The 15,979-nt window shown below is 56.0% G+C and carries 12 protein-coding genes; 8 read left to right on the forward strand and 4 right to left on the reverse strand.

Annotated elements, in window-relative coordinates; genetic code table 11:
- The first annotated feature begins 40 nt into the window (after nucleotides 1-40).
- The 3 genes from JSQ80_RS13920 to ptsG all read left to right on the forward strand — a co-directional run bounded on the left by JSQ80_RS13920 (nucleotide 41) and on the right by ptsG (nucleotide 5,401).
- The gene (locus JSQ80_RS13920) at nucleotides 41-2,605 is read left to right on the forward strand and encodes a beta-mannosidase (protein ID WP_206095689.1); all 2,565 of its coding nucleotides are present in this window, start codon (nucleotides 41-43) and stop codon (nucleotides 2,603-2,605) included.
- Nucleotides 2,606-2,670: 65 nt separating this feature from the next.
- A complete protein-coding gene (locus tag JSQ80_RS13925; protein ID WP_206095690.1) occupies nucleotides 2,671-3,681 on the forward strand; it encodes a zinc-dependent alcohol dehydrogenase family protein in 1,011 nt (336 codons plus the stop codon).
- Between the two features lie 121 nt (nucleotides 3,682-3,802).
- On the forward strand, nucleotides 3,803-5,401 hold the full coding sequence (gene ptsG, locus JSQ80_RS13930) for a glucose-specific PTS transporter subunit IIBC (protein ID WP_206095691.1): 1,599 nt from the start codon (nucleotides 3,803-3,805) through the stop codon (nucleotides 5,399-5,401).
- A gap of 441 nt (nucleotides 5,402-5,842) precedes the next feature.
- Here ptsG and JSQ80_RS13935 read toward each other — a convergent pair whose 3' ends face one another.
- The 3 genes from JSQ80_RS13935 to JSQ80_RS13945 all read right to left on the reverse strand — a co-directional run bounded on the left by JSQ80_RS13935 (nucleotide 5,843) and on the right by JSQ80_RS13945 (nucleotide 9,528).
- Nucleotides 5,843-7,045: an MFS transporter gene (locus tag JSQ80_RS13935; RefSeq protein ID WP_206095692.1), complete on the reverse strand. Its 1,203-nt coding sequence runs from the start codon at nucleotides 7,043-7,045 to the stop codon at nucleotides 5,843-5,845.
- Nucleotides 7,046-7,074: 29 nt separating this feature from the next.
- Nucleotides 7,075-7,656 carry a TetR/AcrR family transcriptional regulator gene (locus JSQ80_RS13940; protein WP_206095693.1) on the reverse strand — a complete coding sequence of 194 codons (582 nt, stop codon included), beginning with the start codon at nucleotides 7,654-7,656 and terminating at the stop codon, nucleotides 7,075-7,077.
- 363 nt (nucleotides 7,657-8,019) lie between these two features.
- Nucleotides 8,020-9,528 (reverse strand): multicopper oxidase family protein, encoded by a 1,509-nt coding sequence (locus tag JSQ80_RS13945; RefSeq protein ID WP_206095694.1) that lies wholly within the window; start codon nucleotides 9,526-9,528, stop codon nucleotides 8,020-8,022.
- A 326-nt stretch (nucleotides 9,529-9,854) separates the two neighbouring features.
- Between JSQ80_RS13945 and bioD the strand changes: the two genes are divergently transcribed.
- The 5 genes from bioD to JSQ80_RS13970 all read left to right on the forward strand — a co-directional run bounded on the left by bioD (nucleotide 9,855) and on the right by JSQ80_RS13970 (nucleotide 14,968).
- Complete coding sequence (gene bioD / locus JSQ80_RS13950; protein WP_206095695.1) at nucleotides 9,855-10,628, forward strand: dethiobiotin synthase; 774 nt, start codon at nucleotides 9,855-9,857, stop codon at nucleotides 10,626-10,628.
- 24 nt (nucleotides 10,629-10,652) lie between these two features.
- Nucleotides 10,653-11,657, forward strand: coding sequence for a biotin synthase BioB (bioB, locus tag JSQ80_RS13955; protein WP_176392927.1), 1,005 nt, complete (start codon nucleotides 10,653-10,655; stop codon nucleotides 11,655-11,657).
- Nucleotides 11,658-11,692: 35 nt separating this feature from the next.
- Complete coding sequence (locus tag JSQ80_RS13960; protein ID WP_240463663.1) at nucleotides 11,693-12,886, forward strand: aminotransferase class I/II-fold pyridoxal phosphate-dependent enzyme; 1,194 nt, start codon at nucleotides 11,693-11,695, stop codon at nucleotides 12,884-12,886.
- A 149-nt stretch (nucleotides 12,887-13,035) separates the two neighbouring features.
- Entirely contained in the window at nucleotides 13,036-13,983 is a 948-nt protein-coding gene (locus tag JSQ80_RS13965; RefSeq protein WP_206095696.1) for an alpha/beta fold hydrolase, read from the forward strand.
- Nucleotides 13,931-14,968, forward strand: a complete 1,038-nt coding sequence (locus JSQ80_RS13970) for a methyltransferase (RefSeq protein ID WP_206095697.1) — start codon at nucleotides 13,931-13,933, stop codon at nucleotides 14,966-14,968. The genes JSQ80_RS13965 and JSQ80_RS13970 overlap by 53 nt, the downstream gene beginning before the upstream one ends.
- 75 nt (nucleotides 14,969-15,043) lie before the next feature.
- Here the strand turns inward: JSQ80_RS13970 and pfkB are convergent, their stop codons facing one another.
- Nucleotides 15,044-15,976: a 1-phosphofructokinase gene (pfkB, locus tag JSQ80_RS13975; RefSeq protein WP_206095698.1), complete on the reverse strand. Its 933-nt coding sequence runs from the start codon at nucleotides 15,974-15,976 to the stop codon at nucleotides 15,044-15,046.
- Nucleotides 15,977-15,979: the final 3 nt, after the last annotated feature.

A 15,979-nucleotide genomic window follows, 5' to 3' on the forward strand; every position in this document is an offset into this window, starting at 1 on the left:
AGACCGGGAGGTCTTGGCGTCTTCTGGATAGGAGCGCGATATGAGACTGAACGAGAACTGGAAGCTGCGCGACTTCAATATCGGCGAGGCGCGCGATTTGGAGGTGGCTTCCCCCGATTATATCGATTATTTCTGGATGACGGCGAAGGTGCCGGGGGATGTGCATACCACACTCATCGAAAGAGGCATTATCGATGATCCGTTCTATGGTCACAACGATCAGAAATGCCGCTGGGTCGAGGAGAAGGTGTGGTGGTACCGCACCGTATTCATATGGGATGGCGAACGGGAAGACAGTGAACGGATAGAGCTTGTCTTTGAAGGGCTCGATACGTTTGCGACCGTGTATTTGAACGGGGTGGAATTGGGAACGACGGATAACATGTTCATCAGCCATTCGTTCGAGGCGACACGGGAGCTTAAAAAGGGCAAGAACGTGCTGGCGGTCAAAATCGAGCCCGTCCATCTGCATGCCGGGAGCAAGCAGCAATACTATTGGTCAGGCTTCAGCAAAAAGCGGATTTGGACGCGCAAGGCGCAAAGCCATTACGGCTGGGACTGGGGGCCGCGGCTCGTCTGCGCGGGCATCTGGAAGGACGTGCATCTCGTCAAGCGCCGCCAGGCATATATAGACAGCGTATTTTCCCGTACGGCCGAGGTGAAGGACGGAGAGGCAGTCGTGGATGTTGCCGTCGACGTTCGGGCGTTCGATTGCAGCGAAGCATGCGTCGCAGAAATAGAACTGCTGGATGCGGAAGGGGCTCCTGTCGCGGCGCAATCGATCCGGCTCGACCGCGGCCCGGGCTTCGTGCAGGACGGCGCCATCTGTGCGTACGGGCTATCCGGCAACGCGCGTCTTCATGTTCCGAATCCGGCTTTATGGTGGACGCACGATCTGGGCGAACCGTACTTGTACCGCTTGAAGGTGACGCTTCGGAGCGGCGGGGAAGCGGTCGACACGCGGCAGGAACGGTTCGGCATCCGCACGCTGGAATTGATGCAGCGCGACGAGGCAGGGCATCATGCGTTCACGTTCGTGCTCAACGGCGTGAAGCTGTTCGCGAAGGGCGCGAATTGGATTCCGATCGACAGCTTCATTGCGGCTGTTCCGGATGATCGTTATTCGCGGTTAATCCGCATGGCTCAAGAGGCCAATATGAACATGCTGCGCGTCTGGGGCGGCGGCATCTACGAGCGTAACATCTTTTACGACGAGTGCGATCGGCTTGGCCTGCTCGTCTGGCAGGATTTCATGTTCGCCTGCGCGCTCTACCCGGACTATAACCGCAACTTCATGGATAATGTGCGGCGGGAAATCGAGCAGGTCGTCAAACGGCTGCGCAGCCGGACTTGCCTCGCTCTATGGTGCGGAAATAACGAGAACGACTGGCTGTACGAGGCGCTGCATGCGAGCGGTGAAATAGCGCATCCGTTCTATGGCGAGAAGATTTATCACGAGTTGATGCCGGCCCTGCTGGAGGCGCTTGACCCGACGCGTTTGTTCTGGCCGAGCTCGCCATACGGGGGCAACGACCACAATTCGCGTGAGGTTGGCGACACTCACAACTGGCAAGTATGGCACGGCAACATCGAGCCGCGGGTGTTCGGCGCGCCTCAGGTGCAGGACTATAGCGTGGAAGGCTTGTCGTTCAAAAAATTCAAGGGCGATACGACGAAGTTCGCCAGCGAATTCGGCATGCACGCGTCCTCCAACCGCTACACACTGCGGCGCAACATTCCGGAGAGCCAGTTCTTCTGGGGCAGCGGCGAGATGATGTACCGCAATAAGGATATCCATCATCCGAAGGGCATTTTGCTTATGGAAGGATATACAGGCGCGCCCGCAAATATGGAGGAGTATATGAACTACTCCATGCTGACGCAGGCGGAAGGGTTAAAGTACGGCATTGAGCATTACCGCCGCAATAAGCCGGACACGAGCGGGGCTTTGTTCTGGCAGCTGAATGATTGCTGGCCGGGAACAAGCTGGTCGGTCATCGACTACTATGGGCTGCCGAAGGCGGCGTACCATTATGCCCGCAAATTTTTCGCGCCCGTGCTGCTGACGGCGGATCACGATGCCGGTCAAGACCTGCGCCTCTGGGTGCTGAACGACCGCTTGGACGTTTATAAGGACAAGGTGCTGCTGACCGTATACAAGCTGGACGGAACGGTATTATGCAAGCGCGAATTTGATGTATCCGTGGAGCCGAACAGCAAAATGCAGGCCGCCGTGCTGTCCGAAGCGGAACTAACGAACGGAGCCGCTGCGGCTGATGTCGTATGCGTCTTGTCCTCCGGGAATGGCGTCACGGAGGACAACTTTGTTTACTTGCGCGATTACAAGGATATGCGCTTCGACGAGACGAAGCTGCAGGTTGAAGTGGACGAGGCTGCGGCCGTTATGCGGGTAGCGGCTGATCGTGCGGCGCGCATGGTCAAAATCGAGCTCGATGAGGAGTGGCTCGTGTTCAGCGACAACTTCTTCGATTTACTGCCCGGACAGGTTAAGGAAATACGGATTTCGCAGTCCGAAGGGAAGCGGATTCCGTGGGACACGCTGCGCGTGTCTGCCTTGAATGCGGCTGCAGATTTCATCCGGTAACGGGCAGAGAATATGCGGCGCTGTCACGGCGACGCGGCAACATTACATGAAAAGGGATGAGGAGCATGAAGGCAGCGGTTCTCCGCGGGACATTGAGCATGGAATTTACGGAATGGGCCGAGCGCCCGCTTGCCAAGGGGGAGGTTCGGCTCAAGGTAGCCTGCTGCGGCGTTTGCGGCACAGACCAGCATATCTATCACGGCCATCCGGGATCGGCGGAGGTGAAGCCGCCGATCGTGCTCGGACATGAGCTGGCCGGAACGGTCGAGGCTGTGGGTGAGGATGTTAAGGAGTTGCATCCGGGCGACCGGGTCTCGGTCGACCCGAATATCTATTGCGGGTCGTGCGCATATTGCCGCGGCGGCCGCGCCCACCTGTGCGAGCGGCTTCAGGCCATAGGCGTGACAAGGGACGGCGGTATGGGAGAGCTGTGCAATGTGCCCGCCGCCAACTGCTACAAGCTGCCGGAACACGTCGGCTGGGTAGAAGGGGCGATGGTTGAGCCGCTCGGCTGCGTGCTGCATGGATTCAAGAAGCTGGAGCTGCGAGCAAACCAGCACGTGCTCATCGCGGGCGGCGGCTTTATCGGCCAGCTGTTCCTGCAGCTCGTCAAGGCGGCGGGCGTCGCGCGCATTACAGTGAGCGAACCGGCCGCGCACAAGCGCGAGGCGCTGCTGGCGCTCGGCGCACACGCCGTCGTCTCGCCGTTCGACGCCGGCGAAGCGGGCGGACTGCGGAACTCCGCCGATGTCGTCATCGAATGCGTCGGCCGGACTGAATCGGTCGAGTTGGCGGTTGCGGCGGCACGCAAAGGCGGCCAGGTGCTGCTCTTTGGCGTTGCAGCCCCGGAAGCGCGCGCAAGCTTCTCGCCGTTCGAAATTTTCAGCAAGGAGCTGCGCATCATGGGCTCGTTCATCAACCCGTACACGCATGAGGAGGCGATTGCGCTGATCGCGCAAGGGATCGTGCGCATCGAGCCGCTTATCAGCCACCATTTCCGCTTGGACGAGCTGCCGGATGTCATGGCACGTTATTCCGGGCTGAATGTGACCAAAGCGGTCGCGATGCTTGAATAGGGCGAAGCGACCTGTAACTCAGAGCTCAATCGCGTGCATAGCACCAGAACGGATTGGAAATGGTAACAACAGGTTTCTCATCCATTCTGCAAGTCATGCACATAGTTAGGGGTTGAGTTCTATGTTCAAATCGGCTTTCGGCGTGCTGCAGAAGGTCGGCAAGGCGCTGATGCTGCCTGTGGCCATCCTGCCTGCGGCCGGCATTCTGCTCGGCATCGGCAACGCGCTCGGCAATCCAGATCTGATTGCCCGGCTGCCGGCGCTCGGAGGGCCCGTCCTGTCGACGGTATCCAGCGTTATGGAATCGGCGGGCGGCATCGTGTTCGACAATCTCTCCTTGCTGTTCGCCGTCGGAGTAGCCATCGGTCTGGCCGGCGGGGATGGAGTGGCGGGACTTGCTGCCATCGTCGGCTATTTCGTCATGAATGTGACGATGAAAGTGATAATGAATGTGACGCCGGACATGGTGGAGACCAACTTCGCGTATGCCATCGTTCAGGGCGTGCCCACCCTGCAAACGGGCGTCTTCGGCGGCATCATTATCGGTATCACGGCGGCAGCGTTATATAAGCGTTTTTTCACGATTGAGATGCCCTCGTACCTTGGCTTTTTCGCGGGCAAGCGCTTTGTTCCAATTATTACTGCCGTTACATCGCTTCTGATCGGGATCGTGATGGTGTTCATCTGGCCGCCTATCCAGAGCGGACTGAACGCATTCTCCCATTCGCTCATCGATTCGAATCGCGCGCTGGCGGCATTCATCTTCGGCATCTGTGAACGCGCGCTCATTCCATTCGGGCTGCATCATATCTTTTATGCGCCTTTCTGGTTCGAATTCGGGGAATATGTGAACAAAGCGGGCGAGCTCATCCGGGGAGATCAGAAAATCTTTTTCGCCCAACTGAAGGATGGCGTTGAATTGACGGCGGGCACATTCATGACTGGAAAATATCCGTTTATGATGTTCGGCCTGCCTGCTGCTGCGCTCGCCATATATCATGAAGCGCGCCCGGAGAACAAGGCGCTTGTGGCCGGGCTTATGGGATCGGCTGCATTGACGTCGTTCCTGACCGGAATTACGGAGCCGCTTGAGTTTTCCTTCCTGTTCGTGGCGCCGCTTCTCTTTGCTGTACACGTCGTTTTTGCGGGACTTTCGTTCCTGACGATGCACCTGCTCGGCGTCAAAATCGGAATGACGTTCTCCGGCGGCGTCATCGATTATTTGCTGTTCGGCGTGCTCCAGAACCGGACGCCGTATTGGCTCGTCATCCCGGTTGGATTGGTGCTTGCGCTCATTTACTATTTCGGATTCCGCTTCGCCATCCGCACCTTCAATCTCAGAACGCCCGGAAGAGAAGCGGCCGCACCTGCTGCCGCGGCCAAGCAAGGAACGGCGGCGGAAGAGCTGCCGCGCGGCATCCTGACGGCGCTTGGGGGCAAGGGCAACATCGCCTCCTTGGATGCATGCATTACGCGCTTGCGCGTGCAGGTCAAGGATAAGGGCGATGTGGACAAGGACCGGTTGAAAGAGCTGGGCGCATCAGGTGTGCTAGAGGTCGGCAACAATGTGCAGGCGATATTCGGAACCCGCTCAGAGACGATTAAGCATCAAATTCATGAAATCATCAAACAAGAGGACATGGAACTGGATACGGGCGAATCCGATGAAGACAGGGAGCGCGGGAAGCGTCCAGACGGTGATCGCAGCGAGAACGATTAGAGCGGATGCATATGACCGCTCTCTTTTTTTGTCCAAGCGGATAGCGGAGAAAGCCTGCAGTCTGTTTTTGTCATAACGCCATGCGGTTCACGCTCGTCCCTAAAGCCCGGCTCGGGCAAGGGGTTCGGGCATACAGGATCGAGGCGTATCCAGAGCGAATGGTCCTATTCCGATCCTTTGGTTCACTCTGCCCTTCATTCAGAACACTAGCATATTCCTCCTCCTCGCCATGGCGGATATGTTGTTAGGGCCCTGAACAATGCGTCTTAGATCCGCTCTCCCCCGCAGTCAGGAAAGCACGTAGCGGAACTTCCGTGTTGCATGAAGACAACGGAAATGATTATGCAGCTGAAGCCAGATCACGAGCGGTATCAAGAAATGGGGTAGTGCCAACGAAGCTGGCACTACCCGCAAATTAAATAATATTATCTATAAATAAAATTATTCCGCTAAGCTTTCTCCCAATTGTTTTTCCTTCCACATGACCGTAATACCGAGGCCAATGACCATGATGACAGCAGCGAAAAGAAAAGGATAGTGGATGTTTACATCAAATAGTATACCTGCCATCGCTGGCCCGACGATATTGCCTAAGCTCGTATAGGTTGAGTTCATTCCAGCAACAAATCCTTGCTCTTTCCCGGCAGCTTTTGATAAAAATGTCGTCAATGCCGGACGAAGCAAATCAAATGCGAGGAAGATGAAGCAAGTTACCGCCAGCACTGCCAAAAAGCCAGAGATCAGCGTGGATACCACCGCCAATATTGCACCTGTAATTAAACATAATTGGATCAGTTTCTTTTCACCGAGTTTATCTACCATTTTTCCAAACATAAATACTTGCACAACAACGCCGAAGATTGAGCTTATTGTAATAATGACTGCAATGTCCTTCGGCGTGAAGCCGAATTTATGATCAGAAAACAGGCTAAAAACCGTTTCATATGCTGATAAACCGAAAGCGAGCACAAATACAATGATAAATGCGATAAAGTAAAGCGGATGAAGCGATCTTTTTAAATCGCTTATGAAGTTTGTTTGCTTTGCATTGGAAGAAATTTCTGCAAGCTGTTGCTTTGTCAGCTGCTCTTTTAAAATAAATATGGATGAAACGCATGCTAAAAAGGCAATGGCTGCCGCAAAGAAGAAGGGCATGCGCACACCGTATTCCGCAATAAAGCCACCGATGCCAGGTCCTATAATAAAGCCAGTGCTAATGGCGGCAGAAATATAACCCATCGCTTTTGGCCGTTCCTGAACGGATGTAATATCTGCAACATATGCAGTAACACCCGGCATAACGAAGGCGGCACTAATTCCCCCTAGAATCCTTGCTATATAAAGCACCGATACATTCGTGGCCAACCCAAAGATAAGTTCTGAAACAGCGAAAAGGAATAAGCCGATGATGATGATTTTCTTTCTGCCGTAACGGTCAACCCAACGTCCTGCGAGTGGTGACATAAGCAGTTGTGCCACCGCAAATGCGGCAACAAGATAGCCCATCGTTTTGCCAGATAAATGCATGATATTCATAAAAGACGGCATAACGGGGATGATAAGTCCAATTCCTAGAAATGCAATGAATACATTGCTTAGAAGAATAAGTAATACCGTCTTTTGTTCTTTTATTGTTTTCTTCATGTATCAACACTTTCTTTCTGTAAGAATCATTAATGTGAAATACCTCTCCAGAATACGGTCCAAGAGGCTGCTAATTTATCCTTCAGCCTTCGCTCATCATTGCCGCCGTATACAAGCTCCAGCATAATGGAATCGACTACTCCTAAGAAGGCGAAGGTCGGCGTTTTTGCTGCATCTCCGACTATTGCGTCAGCATCGATCCAATCCTGAAATTTGCTTTCCAGTATCGCCTGCACCTTCTCCTCGATATCGATTACTTCCTTTTCGATTGCTTTCGCAAGATGTGCCGGCGGAAAAAAGGACATGCGCAGCCAAAATTTTAACTGCTCATTTTTTTGGAAAAGATCGATTACCAATTGCAGAAATCCGTATAAATCTTTTTCGGGCTGTTGTGAATCAATGTTGCTGAAATATTGAAGCTTTGAAGATAGCTCCGTCTCTTTCGCATCACGTAAAACCTGCAGAAAAAGATCATCCTTCCCTTTGAAATGGGCGTAAATGGATTGCTTTTTCATGCCGACTTCTTCAGCTATTTGAGAAAGGGATGCTCCTTCATAACCATGAATTGTGAAATATTTTAGAGCGGCTTCCTTAATGTCATTGCTTTTCAATAAAATTCACCTCGAATTTAACGAACGTTCGTCAGTTATAGTAACAAATGAAATAAAGATAAGCAAGCGGAAAATAGATTTAGATATCTAAACAACTTATTTTTATGTTACATCCTTTTTATTTTTGTTTTACTGTCACATTTTTGCGTGGATGATTCGTTGTAGAGAGTGATAGGGGGTGAACGGCTTGGATGAAGCTGAACTGCGTTGTTTCGTACGGTCATGGACGTGAGTCCTCCCGGAAGAAAAGGCGGCGACCTATCTGAAATAAGCGATTGGTACGTACGTGTTCGGAGTCGCAATAAAAAAGCCCGGGAAAGCTTCCCGGGCTTTTCAAGTTACAAAGGGGCTATCTCATCCGTTTCACCCGGCGATGACGGATGTCATCATGCCGCCGTCCTCGTGATTCAAAATATGGCAGTGAAACATCCATTCACCTGCTTCATCGAAGCGGAATGCAATATCTACATACTCGCCCAGAGGGACATTGACGGTATCCTTGAACAATTCCCGTGCCGGCGCTTCGCCGTTGAAGGAGAGCACTTGAAAGTGCGTGCCATGCAGATGCATGGGATGCGCCATATGATGGTCATCGTTGTATATCCGCATCGTATAGATGCGTCCGGTCCCGATGCGAATCGGCTCTGTATCGGGAAAGGCCTGCCCGTTAATCAGCCACGCCATGCGATGGTTCATCATGCCGCCCCCCATCTTTCCGCCGCTTTCTTGATTTCCGCTCATCATGCCCGAATCCAGGCGTACCGTAAAGTCAGGCGACTGAGGCGCTTCCGTCAGCAGCGGACGGGGCGCAGGCGCAAGGAACGGCGATGCTGTGATTACCTCCTGTTGACCGTTGTATATGATCGGCAGACGCATGCCGCGGCCGCGGCCGTTGGTCAGCTCGAAGCTGCCCGCGCTGTAGCTGCCACGCAGTTCGGCATCCACACGTTCTCCGGGACTGATAAGGATGGTATCGGATTCAAACGGCTCCGCCAGCGCCGCTCCGTCCAAATGAGTCACGCGGAATGTATGTCCCGGAAGGTTCAGCTTCTGCGAGTTGACGGTGGAAGCATTGACGAACCGCAGCTTCACGAGCTCCCCTTCCTTTAAGGTTAACGCAGGAATGGCAGAGCCGGTCTTGCCGTTTATCGTGTCGAATTCATCGGTCTTCATCTTCCCCGAAGCTTGTCTCTCTTCTAACGTCCAATCATCCAGCACGAGCACGATATCACGATCATATTTCCTGTCGGCTTCTGTCTTAATGACAAGAGGAGCGTATAATCCTTGCTCGACCTGCTCTTCGACTGGACGGTAGTGCGAGTGATACCAGTATGTTCCGGTCTGGCGGATTGTGAATTCATACTCGTGACGGTTGCCGGGCTGCATGTCGATGCCGGGACCGTCCTGCCGAATCGGAACCTGCAAGCCGTGCCAGTGGATGTTGGTGCCGACATCCAACTGATTATTGACGTCCACGGTGACGCGATCCCCCTCTGCAAATACGAGCGGCGGCCCGGGAACTTGTCCGTTATAGCCCCAAATGTTTGCTTCGCGTCCGTCTCCGAACTTGTGCCGCGCCTGTTGTAATGTCAGTGTGATCGGTTTATTTCCTGGCTGCGGATGGTTGGAGGTCAATTCAAAAACACCGAAGTCATCTGCGGTGCCGGAGGATAGGACTAATTGCTCCTTATCGTTCGAGCCGGACGGCGTAATGTTATTATCTGCCGCGCCCGCGTCAGACGAAGCGTTGAACCGCGTCTCCGATCCGTCTGGCTGCCGGGAACAGCCTGATAATAAGGCCAAGATCAGTACGGTTGCAACCGGGATTGTCAGAAGCGGGCGGAGACGATGACATGGTTGAAAATGACGCATATATGGTTCCTCCTTGACGATAGACATTTGACATTTTAGTGCATGAGTGGCTTTTCGTTATATCGCAAACCTTTCACGGGTCGAAAAAGGCATGATCCCACATCCAACAGCAGTATAGGGAGCGGGCTGAAGAATCGCTGTAAGAACAATGTACCAAAGATGTATGTGGATTTTATGTAGGGAGGCAGTTTATTTATGTTTACCTTATATGCATAATTTTTGGTTAACAAACTCTTGTGCTGATTTCGTCATTCCGGTAAAATGAATGAAAGCAATGTCAACCCAGAGTGTGTATACATAGGTTTACGAAAAAGAAGGTGTGCAAGATGAATACGCAAATGAGGCGTGCGTCGGGGACACACAAAGGCTTGTTCGTGTCCTCAACGGGGACGGGCGTTGGAAAGACGGTCGTCACTGCGGGAATTGCGGCTTATTTCCATCAAATTCGGAAGCGGAAGCTCCAGCTGTGGAAGCCGGTGCAAAGTGGCACCACTATAGGAGATCCGGAGGCAGATACGTATCGCTTGCGAATGGGAAGCGGCATGACCGAAATTTCCGAGGATAAGATGGCGACTTGGACGCTGCCCGATCCGTTGGCGCCCTGGATGGCGTTCGAACGTGCGGGTGTTGCCTTTTCGTTCCCGGCATTGCTGGAGGAAGGGCAGAGACGGCTGGAAGAACAGTCATTGCTGTTGATTGAGGGCGCGGGGGGAATCGCGGTGCCTTTCACGCAGCGGGATACGATGGCGGATCTCGCATATGGGCTCCAAGTGCCATTGCTTCTTGTGTCTTCGTCTGGACTAGGGACGGTAAGTCATACAGTTACGGCGGTGCATTATGCCCGCGCACGGGGGATTACCGATGTCGCCGTAGCGTTGAGCGGTCCTAAGGTGATGGCTGAAGCGAGGGAAGCAGAGGAGAACGCACGCATGATTGAAGCTATGGCTGGCGTTCCCGTGCTGGGACTTGTGCCTTGGCTTCCACAACCGGATCGGGCCAGGGTGTCTGAGTCGTCCGCATGGGCGATATGGCGGGAACAGTGGCTGGCTTCGTTTACTAAGATGAACCGATTTACGCAGTGGCTGTTGGAACGCGAATAGAGATATGAAGAAGGAGCGATGAGGATGAGCGACACGACGACAATGGTTGAGACCGATTGGCGTAATTTGGCCATAAAAGCGATTCAGGGAGAGGTTCTCTCCAGGGAAGAGGCGCTGAGCGTGCTGCGCGCAGACGATGAAGAGCTGCTTGCGATCATGGACGCGGCGTACCGGGTGCGCCGGCATTTTTTTGGCAATAAAGTGAAGTTGAATCTGATTATTAACGCGAAGAGCGGATACTGTCCCGAGGACTGCGGATACTGCTCGCAGTCGCGCGTGTCCGACGCTCCGATTGAGAAGTATACGATGCTCGAGAAGGATGTCCTGGTGGACGGCGCGAAGAAAGCGATGGCAATGCAGGCGGGCACTTATTGCATCGTTGCCAGCGGACGCGGCCCGACGCCGCGGGAATTGGATCAGGTCGTGGCTGCAGTAGAGGAGATTAAATCGACGCTGCCGATGAAGATTTGCGCCTGCTTGGGCATTCTCTCGCAGGAGCAAGCCAACCGGTTGAAGCAGGCCGGCGTGGATCGCTACAATCACAACCTTAATACGAGCAAAGACCATTATTCTCATATTACGTCCACGCATACATATACGGATCGCATACATACGGTAGAGACGGCTAAGCACGCGGGGATGTCACCGTGCTCTGGCGTCATTATGGGGATGGGGGAGACGGACGATCAACTCGTCGATGTCGCCTTTTCCTTGCGCGAGCTGGATGCAGATTCGATTCCGATCAACTTTTTGAACCCGATTCCGGGGACGCCGCTTGCGCATTTGAACGATTTGGATCCGCGCCGCTGCTTGAAAGCGATCGCGATGTTCCGGTTCGTCTGCCCGTCGAAGGAAATTCGCGCATCCGGCGGACGCGAAGTGAATCTGGGCATGCTGCAGCCGCTTGCGCTCTATGCAGCCAATTCCGTCTTCGTCGGTGACTACTTGACGACGGAAGGACAGGAAGCGACGGCGGACCATAAGATGATCGAAGATTTAGGATTTGAGATTGAACAATGCGCGCTATAACTAGCGTTATCAATAATTCAGAACGATGGGCGTGGATGAAAGAGGAATTGGATGAGCGGGAGCGGATGGGGCGGCTGCGCCGCTTGTCGACCGCCGTCTGGTTGAATGATGGATGGATCGAACGTGACGGCAAACGGCTCTTGAATTTGGCGTCCAATCATTATTTAGGCCTGTCCCCTTGGGTATCCGGCAAGGAATGGGAAGCGCTGCGCAGTGAGTCGGAAGCTCTGGGCGAGCCGGGAGTTCGAATCGGGGCCGGCGCTTCGCGTCTTATTGTCGGCCATGATCCGCATCATCAGGCGCTGGAGCGGGAGATGGCGGCATTCAAGCAAAGGGAAGCATGCCTTGTCTTTACGAGCGGCTATATGGCCAATGCCGGCGTCATTGCTGCGCTGGTTGGCCGGCATGACGCCGTATTCAGCGACCGCTTGAATCATGCTAGCATCGTGGACGGCATTGTGTTGAGCCGCGCGCATCATGTGCGCTATCCGCACCGGGACTTGAACCGGCTGGAGGCGCAATTGAAAAAGTGGAGCGCCGGCGCAACCGGTGAAGCGGGGCGGGCGCCGCGGAAGCTCATCGTCACCGATTCCGTCTTCAGCATGGATGGGACGGAGGCGCCCTTGGCCGATCTGGTGACGCTGAAGGAGCGATACGGCGCGATGCTTATGGTTGACGAAGCCCACAGCGGCGGCGTGTATGGGCCGGAAGGGCGCGGGATGTGCCATGAGCTTGGGTTGCATGAGCGCGTGGACGTTATTATGGGCACGTACGGGAAGGCGTTCGGAGCGGTTGGGGCTTATATTGCGGCGGATGACATGGTTATCCGTTATTTGGTGAATCGCGCGCGCACGTTCATATATAATACCGGGCTGCCGCCATTCATGGCAGCCCTCATTCGCGCGCGGCTCCGCGAGGTGCGCGCTGCGGATGCGGCGCGGTCCGAGCTGATGCGCAAGGCGGCGCTGTTCCGCGCGCGGCTGCGTGCCGGCGGTCTGGACACCGGCGAGGGCGCCAGCCATATCGTGCCGGTCATGCTGGGCACGGATGAGCGTGCGGTTGCGGTGAGCGCCGCCCTGGCGGAAGCGGGCATCGCCGGCGTGGCGATTCGGCCGCCGACGGTGCCGGAAGGAGCGGCGCGCATCCGTTTTGCGCCGACGCCGCAGCATCGCGACGAGGATTTGCTGCGGGTGGCGGATACGGTCGCCCGCTTGGCGCAATACATCTAGAGTCGGCAAGACTTAGCGTGAGACAGGCACGCCTTGCAGCGCTCCTATCGCGGACAGGCGGCCTTAACTGGAAGCTGACATTGGCTGATAGGAAGATGGCACGAATGACGCGAGACTGACGATGATGGAGATAGGAAGATATGAAAACGATGGACAGACACATAGAGATAAACGGCACAACGGAAGTGAATGGAGACGGTGATGCTTCCGATGCGAAGGATAAGCGTCTGAAGCTATTATGGGTTCATGGCTGGGGGATGTCATCCGAGACTTGGCGGCATCTTGCTGCGGAGCTGCCTGGCTTCGACCACCGCTATGTATCGTATGCTGCCTGCCGGACGATAGAGGAGCTGCGCGGGGCGGTGACCATGCCCTTGCTGCTGGAGCCGGAAGAGGAGTGGCATGCGATAGGCTGGTCGATGGGCGGCATGCTGCTGCTCGAGGCGCTTGACGCATGGATGGCTGGGCCGGATTCCCCAGCCATCCCAGCTATGCGCAGCATCGTCTTCTGCGGGACGACGCTGCGCTTCGTTGACGACACGGGGCAGGCGGGTTGGCCCAGCCGTGTCGTGGGCCGCATGCGCCGCCGCTTGGCGCATGCGGCCGAGGAGACGCTCCGCGCATTCGCGGAACGTCTCCCTTCTGCTGCGGAGCGCGAGGACGCCGGGCTGCGGCGGCTGCTGGCGCAGCGGGTTGCGCGAATGGCGCGCTCTGCGGCAGCGCCTATGGCAGCGGCGGAGCAAGCCGCGCCGTCTGCTTCCGGCGCGCCTGCATTCGCGCCGGAAGGGCTTGACGCCGGTCTCGCCTACCTGCAGCAGGCAGACCTTGCCGCGGCGTGGGCGCGGGTGACGGCGGCACCGGCGGGGCCGCGCCTGCTGTGGCTGCACGGGGCGGACGACACCGTATGCCCGCTTGGCGCGTTGCAGCGGGCGCAAGCGCTGAACGGGCAGCGCAACGCTGCCCGTTTCACGGTGCTGCCGCAGGCAGGCCATGTGCCGTTTCTTACGCAACCAGCCCGCTGGCGAAAGGAGTTGAAGTCGTGGTATGACAACGACATCGGAGACACCGCGCCCCTTCCCGGGCGCAAATGTGAATAAATCGCTCGTGCAGCGCCGGTTCGACAAGCATGCGCACGAGTATGACAGCTATGCCGAAGTGCAGCGCGTCATGGCTTGCGAGCTGGCCGCGCGCATAGCGAAGAGCCATTCCGGAACAGTATCCCGGATTGCGGATATCGGCTGCGGAACAGGTCTGCTGACGCTTGAGCTGCTGCGGCTGTTTCCAGAGGCATCCGCCGCCCTCGTTGATCTGTCGCCGCAAATGATAAAGGCGGCTAGCGCAAAGCTGGAGCAGACCGGTGCGGCTGCACGGCGCTTGGAGCCAGTCGTCGCCGATGCGGAGGCGTGGGTGCAAGAGGAGGATGATCAGAGAGGAAGACGCAGTTGGAACCAAGCTTACGACATGATCGTTTCCAGCGCCGCCTTTCAATGGTTTAACCGTCCGGCGGAGACGGCAGGCGGGCTGCTGCGCCTCCTCGCTCCGGGCGGAGCGCTGGCCTTTGCTACCTTTTTGCCGGGGACGCTGCAGGAGCTGCACCGGTCCTTCGGCGAAGCGGAGTCGGCGCTCGGCTTGGAGCCGGTTGCCCGCGGGCTGGCCTATCCGGCAAAGGAAGATTGGCTTAGGTGGCTGACGGCGCCTGTACGGGATTCCGCATCTGCGTCCGACGATCAGGCTGCGCATACGGCTGCTCCTGCAGATGAGCTATCATGCATAACTGCGCGGCACGCGGCTCGGACGGCGATATCTCAAGAGGCAACCGATAATAGCAAGACATTGCCGCCATCTATAATATGGGAAGAGGCAACCTACCGCTATGCCTTCCCGGATGTTCCTGCGATGCTGCAGCAGGTCCGCCGGGTCGGAGCCGGCAATGCCGCCGCGAGCAATGCCACCGCCGGCCCGTTGAAACGTGCGCTCTATCGGGACATGATAAAGTGCTACTATGACCGTTACCGGCTTCCCGGCGGGCGGATTCCGCTTACCTACAAGGTTGCATACGTCATCGTGAAGCTGCGGCAATAACGAAAGCAAACGGCCGCCCGCACCTGTCAGGGCAGACAGAGTGCGGGCGGCCGTATATATACGGCAGGGCTGCGGTTACAGAAGCGCTTCCACTTGGATTTGCCGCTTCAGCGTCTCGACATCCTCCAGGCGGACCATACCGGCAGATGGCATGAGCGCATTGGCAGATCCGCAGGCGGCGCCCAGCTTCAACCGCTCTTCCGCCGGCAAGCCGCGCTTGTCAGCGACAATCAGACCGGCGACCATGGAATCTCCGCTGCCGACGGCGTTCAAGGCGTCGATGCGCGGGATGCGGACGCGGTATATCCGCTTATCCATGGCCGACAGCGCTCCGCGCTCGCCGAGCGACACGACGATGTTCGGGATGCCCCGCTCCGTCAGCCGGAACAGAGCGGCCTTGATGGCATCCTCCTCTTCCGCGCTGCCGTCCGTAAGCTTCACGACTTCATGCTCGTTAGGCTTGATAAGATAGGGACGTGATGCGATGCCTGCTACCAATGCATCTCCGCTCGTATCGAGCACCGGGATGGCCCCGGCCTCGCGGGCGATGCCGATAAGCTCGGCATAGAGTCCGGGCAGGCATCCTTGCGGCAGACTGCCGGAGAAGACGACATGAGAGGATTGAGAAGCGAGCGTCGCTATTTTCCCCTTCATTTCCCCGATCGCTTCCGCCGGAATGGCAGGCCCGGATTCCAACAGCTCCGTCTGGGTGCCGTGTTCCGGGTCGATCATATTCAAGCAGAGTCTTGATTCGCCCTGCACCGTGACGAAATCGGACGGAATGCCTTCTTGACGCAGCATCTCCGAGATCGCCATTCCATTATAGCCAGCGACGAACCCCGTCGCGATTACGTCTTCACCAAGCGTGCGGATGACGCGAGCCACATTGATGCCTTTGCCCCCGGCAGTCGTATTCATCTGCTCCGCGCGGTACAAGGAATTCAGTTTGAATCCGGGGATGATGTACGTCTTATCAATCGCCGCATTCAAAGTAACGGTTGTAATCATATC

This window comes from Paenibacillus apiarius, assembly GCF_017052585.1.
GTDB lineage: Bacteria > Bacillota > Bacilli > Paenibacillales > Paenibacillaceae > Paenibacillus_B > Paenibacillus_B apiarius.